The organism is Ardenticatena maritima (assembly GCF_001306175.1).
In the GTDB taxonomy this organism is placed as follows: domain Bacteria; phylum Chloroflexota; class Anaerolineae; order Ardenticatenales; family Ardenticatenaceae; genus Ardenticatena; species Ardenticatena maritima.
This window is the reverse complement of the sequence record NZ_LGKN01000009.1, coordinates 81,973-98,199: the sequence shown is the minus strand read 5'-3', so window position 1 is coordinate 98,199 and position 16,227 is coordinate 81,973. Positions and strand designations below refer to the sequence as shown.

Here is a 16,227-nt window from a genome sequence, read left to right as displayed (position 1 = left end):
CATTTATGCTGTTGGGACTTCAAACACAGGCGCTTGCAAGCCTTCGAGAAGCATACGCCAGAACCGCTCGGCGATTTCGTCCGGGGACAGCGGACCGTCCGGGCGATACCAGTGGTAGAGCCAGTTCATCGCGGACAGAATCAGAATCGCCATGTACTTGGGGTCTTCGTCATTGCGCAGAACGCCCTTCTCCATCCCTTCGCGCACCATCTCCCGCCAGAGGTGCTCATATTCGCGGCGTTGTTCCAGGAACGTGTTGCGGTGCTCTTCTTCCAGAAAGCGCCATTCGTGGAAATAGACCGTGGCGGCGGCGAGGTCGTCGGTGATGACGCGGATATGGGCGTGTACGGCGCGGCGCAATTTTTCATCGGGGGGCAGGTCGCTTTCGGCTAAGGGGCGCACCGCCTCAAAAAACTGCTCCGCGGCACGCTCCACAATCAACCAGAGCACTTCTTCTTTGCTTTGAATGTGCGCGTAGAGACTCCCGCCTTGCAAATCCAGCGCCGCGGCAATATCCCGAACCGAGGTGGCATGATAGCCTCGTTCGCTGAATAATTGTGCGGCTGTCTCAATAATTTGGGTTTTGCGTTCTCCGTAAGGCATTGTATACTCTCCTGCGTTGCTGTTTCTTAAAAAAGTTTTCTGCTCATACTTCCTCATTTCCTAACAAACACTTGTTAGGAAACAGTATATCCAGAAGCAACAACTTGCTCAAATCCATCAACCGGTTGAGGCGTGTATATGACTTCGCCACTCATCTTCAATCGCCTGGCAAATTGGGTGCGGCTTTTGCAGCAATCGCCAACCATCGAAAAACGGTATTGGCCGCGTGTCGCCCAATCGCTCGCCGTTTCGGCGCTGACCGAACCTTTGCGTCTTTGGGAACGCCAGCGTTACGCGCCGCGCATCCTTGCCACGGACATTCACCCCGAACCGATTTTCATTGTGGGGCAGGCGCGGAGTGGCACCACCCACCTGCACAACTTGCTGGCGCTCGACCCACGCTACGGCTACGTTTCGACCTTGCAAGCCCTCATTCCCACCTTCATCAACACCGCGGGACCCGCTTTTGAGCGCTTGTTGCCGCGCCTGTTGCCGGCAACGCGCCCCATGGACAACGTCGCCGTGCGGCTGGATGCGCCGCAGGAAGATGAAGTGGCGTTGGCGAATGTGAGTGTGCATAGCGTCATTTACCAGCTTGTTGTGCCACGGTGGAGTGGGCGTCTGTTCCGCAAATACACATTGCTGGATGAGATACCATTGCATGAGTACAACGAATGGCGCGAAGCCTGGTTGTACGTGCTCAAAACCGCCACATACCTGCACGGCGGCAAACCGCTCGTGTTGAAAGCACCCACGCATACCGGGCGTGCGGGGCACTTGCTCCGTCTGTTCCCGCAGGCGCGCTTCATTCACATTTACCGTAATCCGCACCGCGTGTTTCGCTCGATGCGGCACATGTTCCGCAAAATCATGCCGCCGGCCTGGTGGCACCGTGTGAGCGATGAAGATATAGAACGCCATATTCTGGAATCCTACGCCCAGGTGATGCAGCGCTGGTATCGCGATATGCCCATGATTGACCCCGCGCGCGTCATCGAAGTACCGTATGAGCGGCTGGTGGCGGAACCAATCCCAACATTGCGCGCCATCTACACACACCTGGGACTTGACCCCACACCGGTTGTGCCGAAGTGGGAAGCCTACTTGCGCCAATTGGGCGATTACCGAACCAATCAATTCACCCCCAGCGAGCGCGACCGCACCCTGGTTGAAAGCCACCTTGGCTTTTTGCTCGACCGCTGGGGCTATCAAGCAGAAGGAGTGAGCGCATGAATACAACAACTACTCCTGCTGCGCGTGATGTTCCACGTGTGCCGGGCGTTCCTGTGGCGGGCAACGCCTTTGCCTTCTTGGGCGATGTGCTTGGTTTTCTGCGCACACAGTATCGTGCATTCGGGCCTGTTTTTCGAGTGAAATTGTTCACAAAAGAATACTGGGTTTTAGCAGGTGTTGAAGCCAATCAGTTTCTGGCGCGTGCCGATGGCACCGTTTTGAGTAGTCGCAACCTCTACCCCTTGGGGGAACAGTTGGGGCATGCTGATTACTTCTTGATTGCGCAGGATGGCGAATGGCACCGCACCCTGCGCCGCTTGTTGAGCCCCGGCTACAATCGGCGGGTGTATGAGCAGGAGATACCGCGCGCGATTGAAATCACACGCCGCTTTGTGCGTGAATGGCAGCCCGGTAGTCGTATCACCGTCATGCACGAGATGCAACGCATTATCACGGCGCAGTTGGGCGAAATCATCCTGGGGTATCCACCGCCCCCCGAATTTTTCGAGGATATCCGGTATTACCTCAACATGGCGATTCGCACCTCGACTATTCCGCTGGCGCCGTCGTTTTTGACGAAATGGCCGCGGTATCTCTTCGCCAAACAACGTGTGCAGCGTCTGGGGGCGAAATTGCTGGAATTGGAGCGGGCGCGTGTGGCGCGGGGAGAAGCGCCTTCGAGCCGTTTGGTGGCGGATTTGCTTGCGTTTCGTGATGAGCATGGCAACCCCGTGCCTGAAGAAGCGTTGCAGGCTTCGATTGTGAGCGTCTATTTTGCGGGGATGGACACCGTAGCCGGCACGATGACATTTGCGCTCTACGCGGCGCACAAGTTTCCGGGGGTGTTGGAGCGAGTGCTGGCGGATGCGGAAGCCTTATTGGCTCAGCCGCCGGAGACGATTGACCGCCAGACGCTCAAAAACGCACAAGCGCTTTACGGCTTTGTGCTGGAAGTCTTGCGCATGTTTCCCGTTGCGCCCATTACGCCACGTGTGGTGGCGCAAACATTTGAATTTGCCGGCTACGAAATTCCCAAAGGGGTGGATATTCTGGTGGCGAATGCGTTGCCGCACATGCTGGAAGAATACTTCCCGAACCCGGACACGTTCGACATTGACCGCTACACGCCTGAACGCGCTGAGCATCGCCAACCGGGCGTTTTCGCCCCCTTCACACTGGGACCGCACACCTGTTTGGGGGCGGGCATTGCCGAAGCGCAGCTGATGATTACTGTTGCCACCATTTTGCATACGGCGCAACTGGCGCTCGACCCACCCGATACCACGGTGCGCATGAAGTTTTCGCCGCTTCCAACCCCCGGCTTCGATTTCAAAATGCGTGTGCTGGATATCAAGGCGTAAGCCGCAAGGGCGACGTACCGCAACCGTGCGTCGCCCCGCTTGCTGTGTGGTGTCAAAAGTCTGCCGGGTATTGGCGTTTGTTCCTATTTGAACATTTCAAGAAATGGAATATAGTTTTTGAGGGTTTTAAAATAAAAATGCTTGGCACTCTCCTCTGTTGTTCTACGCTTTTCTTGCTCTTGTACAACTCTGATAGCGCATAGATTGAAAGACGTTCCCTCTCTTCTTGCGCCCAAGGATGGGCGACTTTTCCCGTACCTGTGCAATCAACTGAGAAAGGAGCAATGCCATGTCACGTTTGGCGGTTCGTCCTGCGCGGGCTGTGGCACGTACACGTCCCCCGCTTGTCCCTGGGGTGCCCCTCTTGGGGAATTTGCCGGCATTCGCACGCGATGTGCTGGGGTTCTGTGTGCAGCACTACCAGACCTATGGTCCCGTGTATCGCATTCGGTTGTTGAATCGGGAGTATTGGGTGTTGGCTGGGTTGGAAGCCAATCAGTTTTTGGCGCGTGACGGCGACCGGTGTTTGAGCAGTCGCAGTTTATGGAAGATGGGGGCTGAATTGGGCGCGCCGGAATACTTTTTGCTGGCGCAAGATGGGGCATGGCATCGGCAATTGCGGAAAGCCCATGCACCGGGGTACAAGCGCGAGGTGTACGAAAGACAAATTCCGCAGATGGTGGCGCTCACGCAGGCGCATATTCGCGAGCGGTGGCTACCTGGAACGAGTATCCCCGTGGTGGATGAGGTGCAACGGATTGCGTGTGAGCAGGTTGGGCACGCTGTGCTGGGGCATTCTTCCAAAGAAATTTTTGAAGATGTGCGTCTGGTCTTCGCTATGGCAATTCGCACCTCTTCTATCCCGTTGGTGCCCTCCATTTTCACCAAATGGCCGCCGTATGTGCGAGCCAAGCGGCGCGTCTGGGCTTACATGCGCCGCTTGATAGCGGTTGAACGCGAGCGATTGGCGCGTGGCGAGCCGTTGCCATCACGCTTTGCAGCGCATGTGCTGGCTTTTCGTGATGAGAATGGGCGTCCTATTCCAGAGTCGGCGTTGGCGAAATCATTTGCGGGGGTCTTCTTTTCCAGCCTCGACACTTTGGCGAGCACGCTCAGTTTTATGTTGTATGCCGCGTTCAAGCATCCGCACATTCTGGAACGTGTCCGCGAAGATGTCGAGAAATTGTTTGCGATGCCGCTGGACGCGATTGACCGCCATACGCTCAAAGCATGCTCGGCGCTGTATGGGCTCGCCTTGGAAACGATGCGCATGTATCCCGTGGTGCCGGTGACGCCGCGCATTGTGGTTGAACCGTTTGAAATCGAAGGCGTTGACATTCCCGCCGGCGTTGAAGTGATGTTTGCGACGGGCGTCACGCACATGCTCCCCGAATTTTTCCCCAACCCTGAGGTGTTCGACATTGACCGCTATACGCCGGAGCGCGCCGAGCACCGCCGTCCTGGGGTGTTTACACCGTTCTCACTGGGGACGCACACCTGCCTGGGGGCGGGGTTTGCGGAATTGCAGCTGATGATGACGTTCGCGACCATTCTGCACACGGCTGAGCTGGCACTGGACCCACCGGATTTTACCGCCAGCGTGAAGCCGCTACCGTTGCCCAACCCAGGCAAAGATTTTCGCTTGCGGGTGTTGCGTCTTCGCGATGGATAACGCTTTTGCTCGCAACATGGCGACCTGTCAGGTCGAGCCGTATGCGCCTGACAGGTCTTTTTTTATGCTCGGCGGCGCATCATCAACAACCACGCGCCCCAGACCAGCGCCGACACAATCGAAAGCCCCGCCATCGCCAGCATGAGCAGACTGAGCGAGATCGAAAGGTCTAGCGCACGCCCCACCACAGCCGCGCCGACGGCGTTGGCGAGGGTGAACATGGCAAACTCGGTGGAAAAGACACGCCCGCGCACACGGTCGGGTAACAGGTCGAGCAGGAGCTGGGTGGAGAAGACCCACCCAATGCCGCCCCCCACGCCGCGCAACAACATGCCCAGAAGCACCACCCAAAACGCGCCCAGCGGCGCAATGAGGAGCAATCCAACCGCCGAGAGGAAGTAGGAGACGAGGATAGCCCACCGCAAGGGCCATTCGCGGTCGCCCGTGAATGCGCGTGCCAAAATGGGCCCAACGCCCGTGCCGACCCCCACGACGGCGTACATGAGCCCCAAGCTGGTGCTGCCGCCTTCGCCGATGGGGTAAATCTGCTCCGCCATCACAACCTGCACAACTTGAAACCCGCCTGAAACAGCCAGCGCGACGAAGGTTTTTTGCAGGGCAATCATCAAAATATCGAAATGGTGCCGCAGATACGCCAGCCCTTCGATGTAATCGCGTATGGCGGTGGCAAGCGTCATGGTGCCGTCAAGCGTGGGGACGCTGGTATAGCGCACTTGCATAATGAAGAACGCCGACAGAAGAAAGGTGAGCGCGTCCACCACAAAGGCGGTGTAAATACCAAATTGCCCGGCGACCAGCCCCCCTAACGCCGCGCCAAGCGACAACATGACCGACCAGGTGGCGGAGCTGATGGCGTTGGCGGCGCCCAGCCCGTTGCGTGGGACGATGTCCGGCAGAATGGCGGAGCGGGTGGGAAAGAAAAAGCCGCTGACGCTGAGTTGCAGGGCGGTGAGGGCGTACAGCAACCACACATGTTCAGGGCGGCGCACCAGCAAGAACCCCAGCACGATCACAGCGCGCGCCAGGTCGGTGATGATGAGCACCTGCTTGCGGTTATAGCGGTCGGCGACCACCCCCGCCACCGGGCTCACGATGAAGGGCGCCAGCATGCGCACGATGAAGAGACCGCCTACGGCAAACCCCGATTGGGTGAGCGTGGCAACGAGCGAGGCGGAACCAATCAGGTTGAACCAATCCCCCAGCAGGCTGACAATTTGCCCCAGCCAAAGGGCGCGAAAGTTACGGTTTTCGCGAATAAGTTCCAGATAGCCGATAGGCTCCGTATGGTCGTGTGTGGTCATAGATGACTCCTGGGCTCGGTGCATGTACCGTCGAGAGCATATGAAGAGTGGCAAATGCGCCAAATTGAAGATGAATGTCGGGCGGCTGCTCCCACCCATGTTGCGCAAAAATAAAAACGGGCACCCTGTCAGGGTGCCCGTTCTGCTGTGCGGCGGTTTTTACATGCGTTCGATGACCGCGTCGGCAAATTCGGCAGTGCCGACTTTGGTCGCGCCTTCCATTTGGCGCGCGAGGTCATACGTCACCACCTTGTCTTGAATGGCGGCGGCAATCCCCTTGCGCACCAATTGCGCGGCTTCGTCCCAGCCCATGTGTTCCAGCATCATTACGCCGCTGAGCGTGAGCGCTGTGGGGTTGACCTTGTTTTGCCCGGCATACTTGGGGGCTGTCCCGTGGACGGCTTCAAAGACCGCCACGCGGTCGCCAATGTTAGCGCCGTGGGCAATCCCCAAACCGCCGACTTGTGCAGCGGCGGCGTCGCTCAGGTAGTCACCGTTGAGGTTGGGAAGCGCCAGCACGTCGTATTCGTCGGTGCGGGTGAGCAACTGTTGGAGCATGTTGTCGGCGATGCGGTCTTTCATGACAACTTTGCCTGCCGGGCGTTCCCCGTTGTATTTTTCCCACAACTCATCTTCGGTGATGGTCTGGTCGCCAAATTCTTCGCGCGCCAGTTCGTAGCCCCAGTCGCGGAAGGCGCCTTCAGTGAATTTCATGATGTTGCCTTTGTGCACCAGGGTCACGCTGGAGCGGTTGCGTTGCAGGGCGTAGCGAATGGCTTGGCGCACCAGCCGCTTGGTCTTGAATTCGCTGATGGGCTTGACGCCCACGCCGGTGGCTTCGATGTTGTCAAGGTTCACGCCCATTTCATCGCGCAAGAACGTGAGGAATTTCACGGCTTCGGGCGTGCCGGCTTGCCATTCAATCCCGGCGTACACGTCTTCGGTGGCTTCGCGGAAGAGCACCATGTTCATCTTTTCGGGGTGCTTCACCGGGCTGGGCAAACCGGGGATGTAGTAAACCGGGCGCACGTTGGCGTACAGGTCGAGCCGCTGGCGAATGGCGACATTCAGGCTGCGAATACCGCCGCCGACGGGCGTGGTGAGCGGCCCCTTGATACCGACGTAGAAGTATTCAAAGGCTTTCAGCGTTTCGTCGGGCAGCCATTCGCCCGTTTTGTCGCGGGCGCGTTCACCGGCATAGACTTCCACCCAGACGATTTTGCGCGCGCCGTTGTAGGCTTTTTCGACGGCGGCATCCAGAATGCGTTGCATGGCGGGCGTCACGTCTGTGCCGATGCCGTCGCCCATGATGAAGGGGATGATGGGTTTGTCAGGGACGACCAGGCGGTCGCCTTCCCACGTAATACGTTCGCCTTCACTTGGAACGGTGAATGTTTTGAAGTCCATAGCGCCTCCTCTTTGCTGTGATGTTATGATTGGGTCAGAACGGTTTGCGGCGATACGGCGTCACGGCTTTCGTCCTCGTGCACACCTTCGTGCGCGAGGACGTCTTGCAGCGCGGCAATCGCAACTTCCAGCATGCTGTCGTCCGGCTCGCGGGTTGTGAGTTTTTGCAGCATCAGGCTGGGCCAGATGAGCAGGCGCACCCAGCGGTTTGTGCTGTGCCGGGCGCTCCAACGGATGAATTCGTAGCTGATGCCGGCAATCAGTGGAATCAGTCCAATGCGCGAGGCAAGGCGCGCCGGCAAGGCAGGGCGTCCCAGCAGGGCAAACACGAGAATGCTGACAACCACTACCACCAGCAAGAAGCCGGTTCCACAACGGGGGTGGAGCAGGCTGTACGGGCGCACATGTTGGGGTGTCAGAGGTGCGCCGTCTTCAAAGGCGTTGATGGTTTTGTGCTCTGCGCCGTGATAGGCGAATACACGTTGCACATCTTCCATGCGCCCAATAGCGGCGATGTAGCCAATCAGCATGGCAAGCCGAATCAGCCCCTCCACAAGGTTGCTGACCAGTGGCGAGGTGATGAATTGGTCCAGCCAATGGGTGATGAGCAAGGGCACGACGAAGAAAAGGCCAATCCCCAACAAGAGTGAAACCGCTACCATTCCCCAGGCGCTGGCCCCTTCAAGTTGCTGTGCCTCTTCTTCCTCCTCAAGCGCGATATTCGCCGACCAGATGAGCGCGCGTGTACCCAGACCGAGCGCGTCCCACAAAAGGGCGACACCGCGCACAAAGGGCAGTTTGCCCCAGCGGCTGGTGTAAATCGGGGACGTAAGCGGTTCGCTCAGGATTTCAATGCGGCCGTTGGGTGCGCGCACCGCTACCGCCATATGGCGCGCGCCACGCATCATGACCCCTTCGATGACCGCTTGTCCGCCGTAGTTGAATTCTGATGACATCGAGAACTCGGTTTCTGTATGTTGATTCTTCAAAGCGCGCCCGATTGTACTGTATGGGTAGGTGGGTGTCAAAGCATGCTGAAAAAGCAAAAAGAGGGGCACGCAGCGTTGCCCCTCCTTTTTGCGCGCGTGTGTGGTTAGAATTCGTAGCGCACGGTGTACGTGACGGTTGCTTCGCCGTTCGCCGGCACATTCACACGCCATTCAACCGTCCCCTGGTCGAGTTTGGTGTGCTCGGCGCTTTCGCGTGTAATTTCCCACTCGCTCCAGCGGAACATGTGTTCAACAACCCGCACTTCCACGGCTTCGTCCTTGTGGTTGCGAATGGTAATCTCGAACGATTCTTCAATCACATCATCGCCCAGTTTGCGGAAGTTGGTTTGGCGGCGTTCGCCAACGATGTCGAATGCGTTGCCCAAGCGCAGGCGCACTTGTTCATCGCGCGGCGTGTGGTCAATTTCGTCTTCACCGATGAATTGCAACGTGCCGTCCACGTCGGCTTTGTACACACGGACGCGCCCTGCGGGAAGCGGAATGCCCAACCCGTTCTCTTCGGAATTTGCCATGTCCAGGTAGATGTTCACATCGGGGGTTGAGGATGCCCCATAGGATGGGTCGGTGATGGCGTAGCCGTAGAAGCCAAAGCCGGGCGCGCCGTCATACACGAAGATTTTTTCGACGTTGATGCCTGAGGCGCTGGTAAATTCAATTTGCTTGGTCTGGTTGTTGCGGACGGTGACCGGGCGCTGGACATCGTAGAGATGGTACTCAAAGAGTTGGCGTTCTTCGACCTGGGGCGTTGCGACGGCCATTTCTTCAGCCATGACGTCGCGCATGACGCCTAACTTCTCTTGGACGACGTTCACATCTCCCGCCACCAGTTTCAATTTGGCGTTTTCATACGTGGCGCCGCTCTGGTTTTCAACCGTCACCCAGCCGTTCAGGTCGGCTTGGGTGTCGTCTTCGTTGAGTTGCACCACATAATCGGCGCGCCAGGAAATGCCGCCGGTCATGTACGTGACTTCGATGTCCTGTTCGCCCGTTTGCTCGGTCTCAACCAGCCAGACGAGCGAAGGGCGTGTAATCAGCCCTTCGGGGAGTTCAGGAAAATCAAATTGGCGAATAGCGTCGCGGCGTACCACGACGATGCCTGTTTCCGTTTGCAAGACGATATCGTTTTGCGCCGACAAGAGCGTGCCTTCGTAGGTTGTCCCGTCGTCGGTGACCAGTCCAATGGCGCGGTCAATGTATTTTTCGAGCACCTTTTGGCTCCCGACGAGGTCATAATCGAAGTTCTGTTCCAGAATGCGTGTGCCCGTGGGGTCGGTGAGGGAGCGCACATGCACACTTGTGGGGTCAATTCGCTCGGCCACATCGGCGAACCGCACTTCGTTGACGCCGGCGCTGAGCGAAAGCGAGCGCACATCACGCACGAGCGCCAAATCCTGATTGTAGACGGTGAGCGCCATGTTTTCGTTTTGGGCTTGAGCGCTGGGGATCAAGCCGGCGGAATCTGTCTCCGGTGCGCGGCGCGAGCTGGTGGTGGTCGTTGGCGTGGGTTGGGATGTCTCTTTGACGAGGCTGCATGCGCCGACAAAGACCAACACAACCAGGAACAATTGCCTGACCAGACGTGAAACGATTTTTGTTGACATAAAACACTCCTTCTTGCTGGGTATTTGTTGACAGGCAAGCGATTGCGCCAATGGAACGTCAAAGGTGGGTGAAGTGTTCCCGCGGCGGCGATCTTCAGGCCAAAAGGGTGAGTGTGATGGCGAGGATGAGGCTCACGCTGAGCATGCTCCAATCGAGTGGGTGCATACGCAGTTGGATGCGGCTGGTGCGCGGTGTGCCGCGCCCAACGCCGCGTGTGGCGAGCGCCATGGCGAGTGTGTCGCCTGTGCGTACCACGTTGACGATAAAGGCGACCAGAAGCGGAATCATCCCGCGCAAGCGTTCCACGATATTACCGCGTGGCTCCCAGGCGCGCGCCGCTTGGGCGTCGCGAATGTGTTGGATGGTGAAGAAGAAGGTGGGAATGTAGCGCAGGGCAATCGCCAGAATGAGCCCCCACTCAAAGGGCAGGCCGAGTTGTACAAGCCCTTGGACAAGGTGCGATTGGCGCGTGGTGAAGAGAATGAAGAAGACCCACAATGACATGCCGACAATGCGGATGGCAATGGCGGCGGCGTCCGCCACGCCGGCGGATGTCAGCGCCAAGGGGCCGATTTCTACCCAAACGTGCCCACCGCGTCCGGCGAACCAGGGCCACACGAGCATGATGAAGAGGAGCAAGCGCACGAGTTGCCGCCAAACCCAGAGCAGGCGCGCCATGGGAATACGGCCGCTGAGGAAGAGCAGATGCTGGAGCGCCAGCAACGCGACAAGCAGGCGCACATCGTTTTGGGTGATGTAGAGGGTCGCGCCAAACAGGGCGACCCCAAATTTGGTGCGTGGGTCGAGTCTGTGAAGCCAGCCGCGCTGGGGGCAGTACAGGTCGAAGAACATGGGCGCCTTACTCCGCTTGGGGGGGCTCAGCAAGCCCGAGGGCTTGCATGACCTGTTCTGTGTCGGCAAGTGAAGGCAGCACAATGTCCGCGCCCGCGGCGCGCAACGCTTCGGCGTTGAACGGCCCTGTGGCGACGGCGAGGCTCCGCCCGCCAATGATGTGTGCGCAACGCACATCGCGCGGCGTATCGCCAATGAGGATAACATCGGCTGCTTTGAAATGGTGTTCGCTTTCTTCCCAGGCGCGTTGTAAGGCCACCGTGGGCAAATCGTCGCGCGTTTCGCCATCGTCGCCAAATGCACCAAACGTGAAGAAAGTATGCAGATGGGCTACCTGGAGTTTGAGCCATGCACAGGCTTCGAGATTTCCGGTCAGCAAACCCAGGAGCACATCATCGCGCTTTGAAAGCGTCTCAATCAGTGTGCGGGCTCCCGGCAGCACCGTGATGCGCCTGTTGGCGGGTGTGGCGGCAAATTCGCGGGCGAGTTCGCCCGGATAGTGGCGCAGGATTTGGCGTGAGAGGTGGGGCACGTCAGCGGATGGAAGCCCCCCCAATGCCAACGCTTCGCGCACAATCATGGGGTCGGTTTTGCCACCAAACGCGACCTGATCGAGCCCCGCAGTATGCCCCAGAATGTGGAGCAAGGTGCGTTCCAACGCCCGTCGTCCTGCACCGTGGGCGTCGAGGATAGTTTTATCAATGTCAAATAAAATCAGTTTCATTGGTTTTTAATTCTAGTAAATCAAGCGCATGTTTTTTTGAAAGAAACAAAACAACGCCTTTTTGCATTTAGTGGAATGGCATCCAACAAATCTCCCCTTTTTAGCCATGGATGTCTGCTTGCGGCGGTTTGTTCTATGCACAGTGTGCGAAAGGAGCCCTCCCATGATTTTCAGAAGATGTTATTCCCCTTCGTATTGGCAGTTGCTCTTTTGAGCGGTGGGTACGTGCTGGCGTTGCATTCACATGTTGTGGCGCAAGGACCAGCCCCCACGGTTGATCAAAAAGGTGTGCCTGCCAGTGATGCCGACCCGACGACAGTGACGACTGAAATGGCAAGCCCACCTGATAGCCCCGAGACAGCCCATGTTGGGCTTGAAGATAACACCAATGACCCCAATAGTCTACTGGGCGTAACATGGCGTTCGTATCGTGTCGCGGGCTTGGTGTTTCGCCCTCGCGTGAGTAGTGTCGGATATTCACGGAGCGGTGGATGCATTTACCACTCATCTGGTTCTACCGCTGAAGTTTTCAATGCGAATTTGAACCTTCCCTATGGTTCTACCATTCAGGGCGTGCGATTGTACTACAATGACACGTCTCTATCCAACTCAACAGCGTGGGTGACCAAGTATGATTTGTATGGGAATATCGAACAGGAATGGTCGGTGTCGAGTAATGGTGAGTCTGGATTCGGGTTCACCACTACCTATTTCACTGACACGGTGGATTATGAAAGTTTTAGTTATGTGTTGAACTGGCGCCCCGTTGTGAGTGGAAGCACTATGCAGTTGTGTGGGATGCGCGTGTTTTACACACCACCGCCACTGTTTGGCGCGTTTTTGCCGGCTGTGCAAAAACCGTAAGGCGTGCAAAGCCGGTGAGCGGCGGGGAGCAATCCCCGCCTTTTTTGTTGCCGTGGCTTTTATTTTGTCATCATAGCGTTTAGGATATGCTTTCGTTGCGCCCAGTGAATGTTCCCCTGAGGAGGGTCATATGCCCGAGATGCGCATGGAAACATCCCGCGTGACGCATGTGCGTCAATTACTCCGTGAACGCAAATATCGCACCTTATCGGTTGACTTGCTTCGCTGGCACCCCGCCGATATTGCGGAAGTGCTCGAAGACCTTGAGCCGTCGGAGCGTTTGCTTGCTTTGCGCTTGCTCCCCGACGAAGTGGCCGGCGAAGTGCTGGCGGAAATGGAAGAGAGCAGCGCGCGTGAAATCCTGGATGACATCTCGCCGGAGCGCCTGGCGGATATTCTCGAAGATATTCAGGATGATGATGCAGCGGCTTTGCTGGAAGATGTGCCCGATGCCTTGCGTGAAGAAGTCATCGCCCTGATGGAAGCCGAAGAAGCCGAAGATGTGCGTGAGCGGCTTTCATACCCCGAAAACAGTGCAGGGCGCTTGATGACGGCGGATGTTGTGCGTTTGCGCCGCCGCTGGACTGTCGCCGAAACACTGGATTATTTGCGCCATGCCGCGCAAACGCTAGGCTCCGTTTACTATCTCTATGTTGTTGACGAGGACGACCATCTTGTGGGGGTGGTGCCGCTGCGGGCGTTGGTGACGGCGGCGCCGGAGAAGACGATTCGCGAAATCATGACACCCAATGTGGTGCGTGTGAATGTTTTTGATGACCAGGAAATTGTCGCCGACCTGGCAGCCAAGTACAACTTTGTTGCCTTGCCGGTGGTGGATAGTGAAGAGCGCCTTGTGGGTGTCATTACGATTGACGACCTGGTGGACGTGTTGGAAGAGGAAGCGACGGAGGATATTCAACGTTTGGGTGGGTCGGAGCCGCTGGGGACCGCCTATTTTGCCACACCCATTCGTACCATGATTCGCAAGCGGATTGGGTGGCTCATGCTGCTTTTTGTGGGGGGCACGTTGACTGGCAGTGTTATTCGTTTGTTCGAGGACATTACAACGCAATTTACTGCGCTGACGATTTTCATTCCGCTGCTGATTGGGACAGGGGGCAATGCTGGTTCGCAAACCGTGGCGACGGTTATTCGGGCGTTGGCGTTGGGGGAAGTGGAGTTCCACGAGATTTTTCATGTGGTTCTGCGCGAGGCGACAACCGCTTCTACAATAGGGTTGATTTTGGGGGGGATTGCATTTGTACGGGCGTTATTGTGGCACACAGGGTATGAAATCGCCTGGGTCGTGGCGTTATCGTTGCCCTTCATTACAGTGTGGGCGGCCATCATCGGGGCGATGATTCCGTTAGTGGCCGACCGATTGGGAATTGACCCCACAGTGATTTCAGGCCCGTTTATTAGCACCTCGGTGGATGCGACGGGGCTGGCGATTTATTTCACCATTGCGCGTTTGATTTTGATGTAGGAACATACACAAAAGGCCCATCTCCATGCAATGATGGGCCTTTTTGTTTGCAATGCTGCGTTGCATTTCTTCTGTTAGGAAGCGCGGCGGACCGTGAGTTTGACGGCGGTACGTTCCTGACCATCAATATCAATTTCGACAAACGAGGGGATGCAGACAATGTCAATGCCATCTTCTTCAAGATACGTCCGCGCAATGGCGACGGCTTTGACGGCTTGATTGACTGCACCTGCGCCAATCGCTTGCACTTCGGCCACGTTCCCTTCGCGGATGACGCCCGCAATCGCACCAGCGACTGCTGTTGAGCGCGAACGAGCAGAGACCTTCAAAACTTCCATGTGAATCCTCCTCCGTTGTGCGATGTTCGATTGAGGCGTCGGGTGGTCAGGCATGTACCTTACCCGGTCTGCTGCGCATCCCTCAGCCAGATAGGCCAGTGGTACTATTGTACAGACTTTCAAGGCACAGGTCAATGGGAGCGTGTCGCCGAATCGTGCCAATGTGCTCACAAAAATATTTGTTTTCTTACATCTTGGCAAACTCGGGGTGATAGTGTACGGTGCCTGTGCCTCGTGTGGTGGCGTCAAACCACATCACCATGAATGCATCATCAGCCCCGAATTCATTCTGTACTCCATGGGATAAAGCGCATTCAAATCCGAACCGTGTGTAATACTGCGGAGCGCCCAAAACGACGACAAAGGTTGCTCCGTTGCGTTGCACTGCTTGCAACCCCGCGCGAACAAGTGCGCTCCCAATACCGCGTTTTTGCCACGCTGGCAGAACGCCAAGTGGTGCAAGCCCAACGCCCACACGATGGGGCGCAGGTGGAGTAAGTGTGACAGGCGAAAAAAGAATGTGTCCGACAACCTGTTCCTGCACGAATGCTACGAGCGATACGTCCCAAGCGCCAGCATCGTAGAGCGCGGCCACCAACTTCGCTTCTGTAGTGCTGGGAGCGAAGGCGCACCGATGCACGTGTTGAATGGCTGGGATGTCCTCAGCTGTTGCTTCGCGAATTAGGAAGAACATTCTGTTCGGGTATTTTGTCAGTTTCATCTGGTGTGCTGTGGCGCGTCTGATCGTGCCAGGCGCTCACGTCCGTGATGTGCGAGTGGGGCGGCATGAGCGAAATCATCGGCCGGTCGAGCCCCCATGCTTGGGCGACCACGTAGAGCGGCCGACCTTTGCTTTCTTCGTAGATGCGCCCGATATATTCGCCTAAAATCCCCAGCGAGATGAGTTGAATGCTCCCCAGGAAGAGGACGGCGATAAGCGTTGTGGCTTGCCCTTCAAAAGCATGTAAGCCGGAGAGGCGCATTGCGACCACAACAACAATGAAGATGACGCTGAGCAGGGCGATGGCAAAGCCAAAATAGGTGGCAAGTTGCAGTGGAAAGTAACTAAAGCTGGTGATGCCGTCCAGCGCGAAGCGCAGCATTTTACGAAGGGGGTATTTGGTTTCGCCGGCGTAGCGTGCATGGCGGCGGTACGGCACGCCAATTTGGCGGAAACCCACCCAGGCCGCCATGCCGCGCATGAAGCGGTGGCGTTCGCGCATGGCGCGCAATGTTTCCACAACGGTGCGGTCCATCAAGCGAAAATCGCCCGTATCAATGGGAATTTCGACATTGGTAATAGCGTGCATGAGTCGGTAGAAGAGTTTGGCGGTAAACTCTTTGAACCACGTTTCACCTTCGCGCTCGGTGCGCACAGCGTACACGACCTCGTACCCTTCGCGCCATTTGGCGAGCAGGTCAGCGATCAATTCGGGGGGGTCTTGCAGGTCGGCGTCAATGATGACAACCGCTTGTCCCCGTGCATAATCAAGGCCGGCGGTGATGGCGGCCTGGTGTCCAAAGTTGCGTGCAAAGCTAATGACTTTCCAACGTGCATCACGGCGGTGAATGTCGTGTAAAAGGGCTAATGAGTTATCGCGACTCCCGTCATTCACGCAGATAACTTCAAATGATTCGCCAATGCGCTCTAAAACGCTCGTAAGTCGGCGGTAGAGCTCGGGAATCACCACCTCTTCATTATAAATTGGAACAATAACCGAGAGAGTAGGGCTTTCTTCTTTCATTCGGTTTC

At 57.0% G+C, this 16,227-nt stretch carries 15 protein-coding genes; 5 read left to right on the top strand and 10 right to left on the bottom strand.

Annotation, left to right across the window (positions count from 1 at the left end):
* Positions 1-3: 3 nt before the first annotated feature.
* Positions 4-603, bottom strand: a complete 600-nt coding sequence (locus SE16_RS13315) for a TetR/AcrR family transcriptional regulator (protein ID WP_054492907.1) — start codon at positions 601-603, stop codon at positions 4-6.
* Between the two features lie 138 nt (positions 604-741).
* On the opposite strand from SE16_RS13315, the gene SE16_RS13310 reads away from it, so the two are divergent.
* From SE16_RS13310 to SE16_RS13300, 3 genes are all read left to right on the top strand, one after another.
* Positions 742-1,836, top strand: a complete 1,095-nt coding sequence (locus SE16_RS13310) for a sulfotransferase family protein (RefSeq protein ID WP_054492906.1) — start codon at positions 742-744, stop codon at positions 1,834-1,836.
* A complete protein-coding gene (locus SE16_RS13305) occupies positions 1,833-3,197 on the top strand; it encodes a cytochrome P450 (RefSeq protein ID WP_054492905.1) in 1,365 nt (454 codons plus the stop codon). The genes SE16_RS13310 and SE16_RS13305 overlap by 4 nt, the downstream gene beginning before the upstream one ends.
* A gap of 289 nt (positions 3,198-3,486) precedes the next feature.
* The gene (locus tag SE16_RS13300) at positions 3,487-4,869 is read left to right on the top strand and encodes a cytochrome P450 (RefSeq protein ID WP_054492904.1); all 1,383 of its coding nucleotides are present in this window, start codon (positions 3,487-3,489) and stop codon (positions 4,867-4,869) included.
* Positions 4,870-4,931: 62 nt separating this feature from the next.
* Here SE16_RS13300 and SE16_RS13295 read toward each other — a convergent pair whose 3' ends face one another.
* From SE16_RS13295 to SE16_RS13270, 6 genes are all read right to left on the bottom strand, one after another.
* A complete protein-coding gene (locus SE16_RS13295; protein ID WP_407922992.1) occupies positions 4,932-6,215 on the bottom strand; it encodes an MFS transporter in 1,284 nt (427 codons plus the stop codon).
* 135 nt (positions 6,216-6,350) lie between these two features.
* A complete protein-coding gene (gene icd, locus SE16_RS13290) occupies positions 6,351-7,598 on the bottom strand; it encodes an isocitrate dehydrogenase (NADP(+)) (RefSeq protein ID WP_054492902.1) in 1,248 nt (415 codons plus the stop codon).
* A gap of 23 nt (positions 7,599-7,621) precedes the next feature.
* The gene (locus tag SE16_RS13285; protein WP_054492911.1) at positions 7,622-8,554 is read right to left on the bottom strand and encodes a DUF1385 domain-containing protein; all 933 of its coding nucleotides are present in this window, start codon (positions 8,552-8,554) and stop codon (positions 7,622-7,624) included.
* A 137-nt stretch (positions 8,555-8,691) separates the two neighbouring features.
* Positions 8,692-10,209 carry a DUF4139 domain-containing protein gene (locus tag SE16_RS13280; protein ID WP_054492901.1) on the bottom strand — a complete coding sequence of 506 codons (1,518 nt, stop codon included), beginning with the start codon at positions 10,207-10,209 and terminating at the stop codon, positions 8,692-8,694.
* A 94-nt stretch (positions 10,210-10,303) separates the two neighbouring features.
* Positions 10,304-11,062 carry an energy-coupling factor transporter transmembrane component T family protein gene (locus SE16_RS13275; protein ID WP_054492900.1) on the bottom strand — a complete coding sequence of 253 codons (759 nt, stop codon included), beginning with the start codon at positions 11,060-11,062 and terminating at the stop codon, positions 10,304-10,306.
* Positions 11,063-11,069: 7 nt separating this feature from the next.
* On the bottom strand, positions 11,070-11,786 hold the full coding sequence (locus SE16_RS13270) for an HAD family hydrolase (RefSeq protein ID WP_054492899.1): 717 nt from the start codon (positions 11,784-11,786) through the stop codon (positions 11,070-11,072).
* Positions 11,787-11,822: 36 nt separating this feature from the next.
* Here SE16_RS13270 and SE16_RS15850 point away from each other — a divergent pair, with 36 nt between their 5' ends.
* Both SE16_RS15850 and mgtE read left to right on the top strand, forming a co-directional pair.
* Positions 11,823-12,650 (top strand): hypothetical protein, encoded by an 828-nt coding sequence (locus tag SE16_RS15850; protein ID WP_152918093.1) that lies wholly within the window; start codon positions 11,823-11,825, stop codon positions 12,648-12,650.
* A gap of 130 nt (positions 12,651-12,780) precedes the next feature.
* Positions 12,781-14,136 (top strand): magnesium transporter, encoded by a 1,356-nt coding sequence (mgtE, locus tag SE16_RS13265; protein ID WP_054492898.1) that lies wholly within the window; start codon positions 12,781-12,783, stop codon positions 14,134-14,136.
* Positions 14,137-14,210: 74 nt separating this feature from the next.
* Here mgtE and SE16_RS13260 read toward each other — a convergent pair whose 3' ends face one another.
* The 3 genes from SE16_RS13260 to SE16_RS13250 form a co-directional block, all read right to left on the bottom strand.
* Positions 14,211-14,474, bottom strand: coding sequence for a stage V sporulation protein S (locus SE16_RS13260; protein WP_054492897.1), 264 nt, complete (start codon positions 14,472-14,474; stop codon positions 14,211-14,213).
* A 187-nt stretch (positions 14,475-14,661) separates the two neighbouring features.
* Positions 14,662-15,195 (bottom strand): GNAT family N-acetyltransferase, encoded by a 534-nt coding sequence (locus SE16_RS13255; RefSeq protein ID WP_152918092.1) that lies wholly within the window; start codon positions 15,193-15,195, stop codon positions 14,662-14,664.
* The gene (locus tag SE16_RS13250) at positions 15,137-16,219 is read right to left on the bottom strand and encodes a glycosyltransferase family 2 protein (RefSeq protein ID WP_082374216.1); all 1,083 of its coding nucleotides are present in this window, start codon (positions 16,217-16,219) and stop codon (positions 15,137-15,139) included. The genes SE16_RS13255 and SE16_RS13250 overlap by 59 nt, the downstream gene beginning before the upstream one ends.
* Positions 16,220-16,227: the final 8 nt, after the last annotated feature.

Excerpts from the sequence above, each read along its gene's own strand:
- SE16_RS13315 (WP_054492907.1), bottom strand. The coding sequence starts at position 603 with ATGCCTTACGGAGAACGCAAAACCCAAATTATTGAGACAGCCGCACAA.
- SE16_RS13310 (WP_054492906.1), top strand. The coding sequence starts at position 742 with ATGACTTCGCCACTCATCTTCAATCGCCTGGCAAATTGGGTGCGGCTT.
- SE16_RS13305 (WP_054492905.1), top strand. The coding sequence starts at position 1,833 with ATGAATACAACAACTACTCCTGCTGCGCGTGATGTTCCACGTGTGCCG.
- SE16_RS13300 (WP_054492904.1), top strand. The coding sequence starts at position 3,487 with ATGTCACGTTTGGCGGTTCGTCCTGCGCGGGCTGTGGCACGTACACGT.
- SE16_RS13295 (WP_407922992.1), bottom strand. The coding sequence starts at position 6,215 with ATGCACCGAGCCCAGGAGTCATCTATGACCACACACGACCATACGGAG.
- icd (WP_054492902.1), bottom strand. The coding sequence starts at position 7,598 with ATGGACTTCAAAACATTCACCGTTCCAAGTGAAGGCGAACGTATTACG.
- SE16_RS13285 (WP_054492911.1), bottom strand. The coding sequence starts at position 8,554 with ATGTCATCAGAATTCAACTACGGCGGACAAGCGGTCATCGAAGGGGTC.
- SE16_RS13280 (WP_054492901.1), bottom strand. The coding sequence starts at position 10,209 with ATGTCAACAAAAATCGTTTCACGTCTGGTCAGGCAATTGTTCCTGGTT.
- SE16_RS13275 (WP_054492900.1), bottom strand. The coding sequence starts at position 11,062 with ATGTTCTTCGACCTGTACTGCCCCCAGCGCGGCTGGCTTCACAGACTC.
- SE16_RS13270 (WP_054492899.1), bottom strand. The coding sequence starts at position 11,786 with ATGAAACTGATTTTATTTGACATTGATAAAACTATCCTCGACGCCCAC.
- mgtE (WP_054492898.1), top strand. The coding sequence starts at position 12,781 with ATGCCCGAGATGCGCATGGAAACATCCCGCGTGACGCATGTGCGTCAA.
- SE16_RS13260 (WP_054492897.1), bottom strand. The coding sequence starts at position 14,474 with ATGGAAGTTTTGAAGGTCTCTGCTCGTTCGCGCTCAACAGCAGTCGCT.
- SE16_RS13255 (WP_152918092.1), bottom strand. The coding sequence starts at position 15,195 with ATGAAACTGACAAAATACCCGAACAGAATGTTCTTCCTAATTCGCGAA.
- SE16_RS13250 (WP_082374216.1), bottom strand. The coding sequence starts at position 16,219 with ATGAAAGAAGAAAGCCCTACTCTCTCGGTTATTGTTCCAATTTATAAT.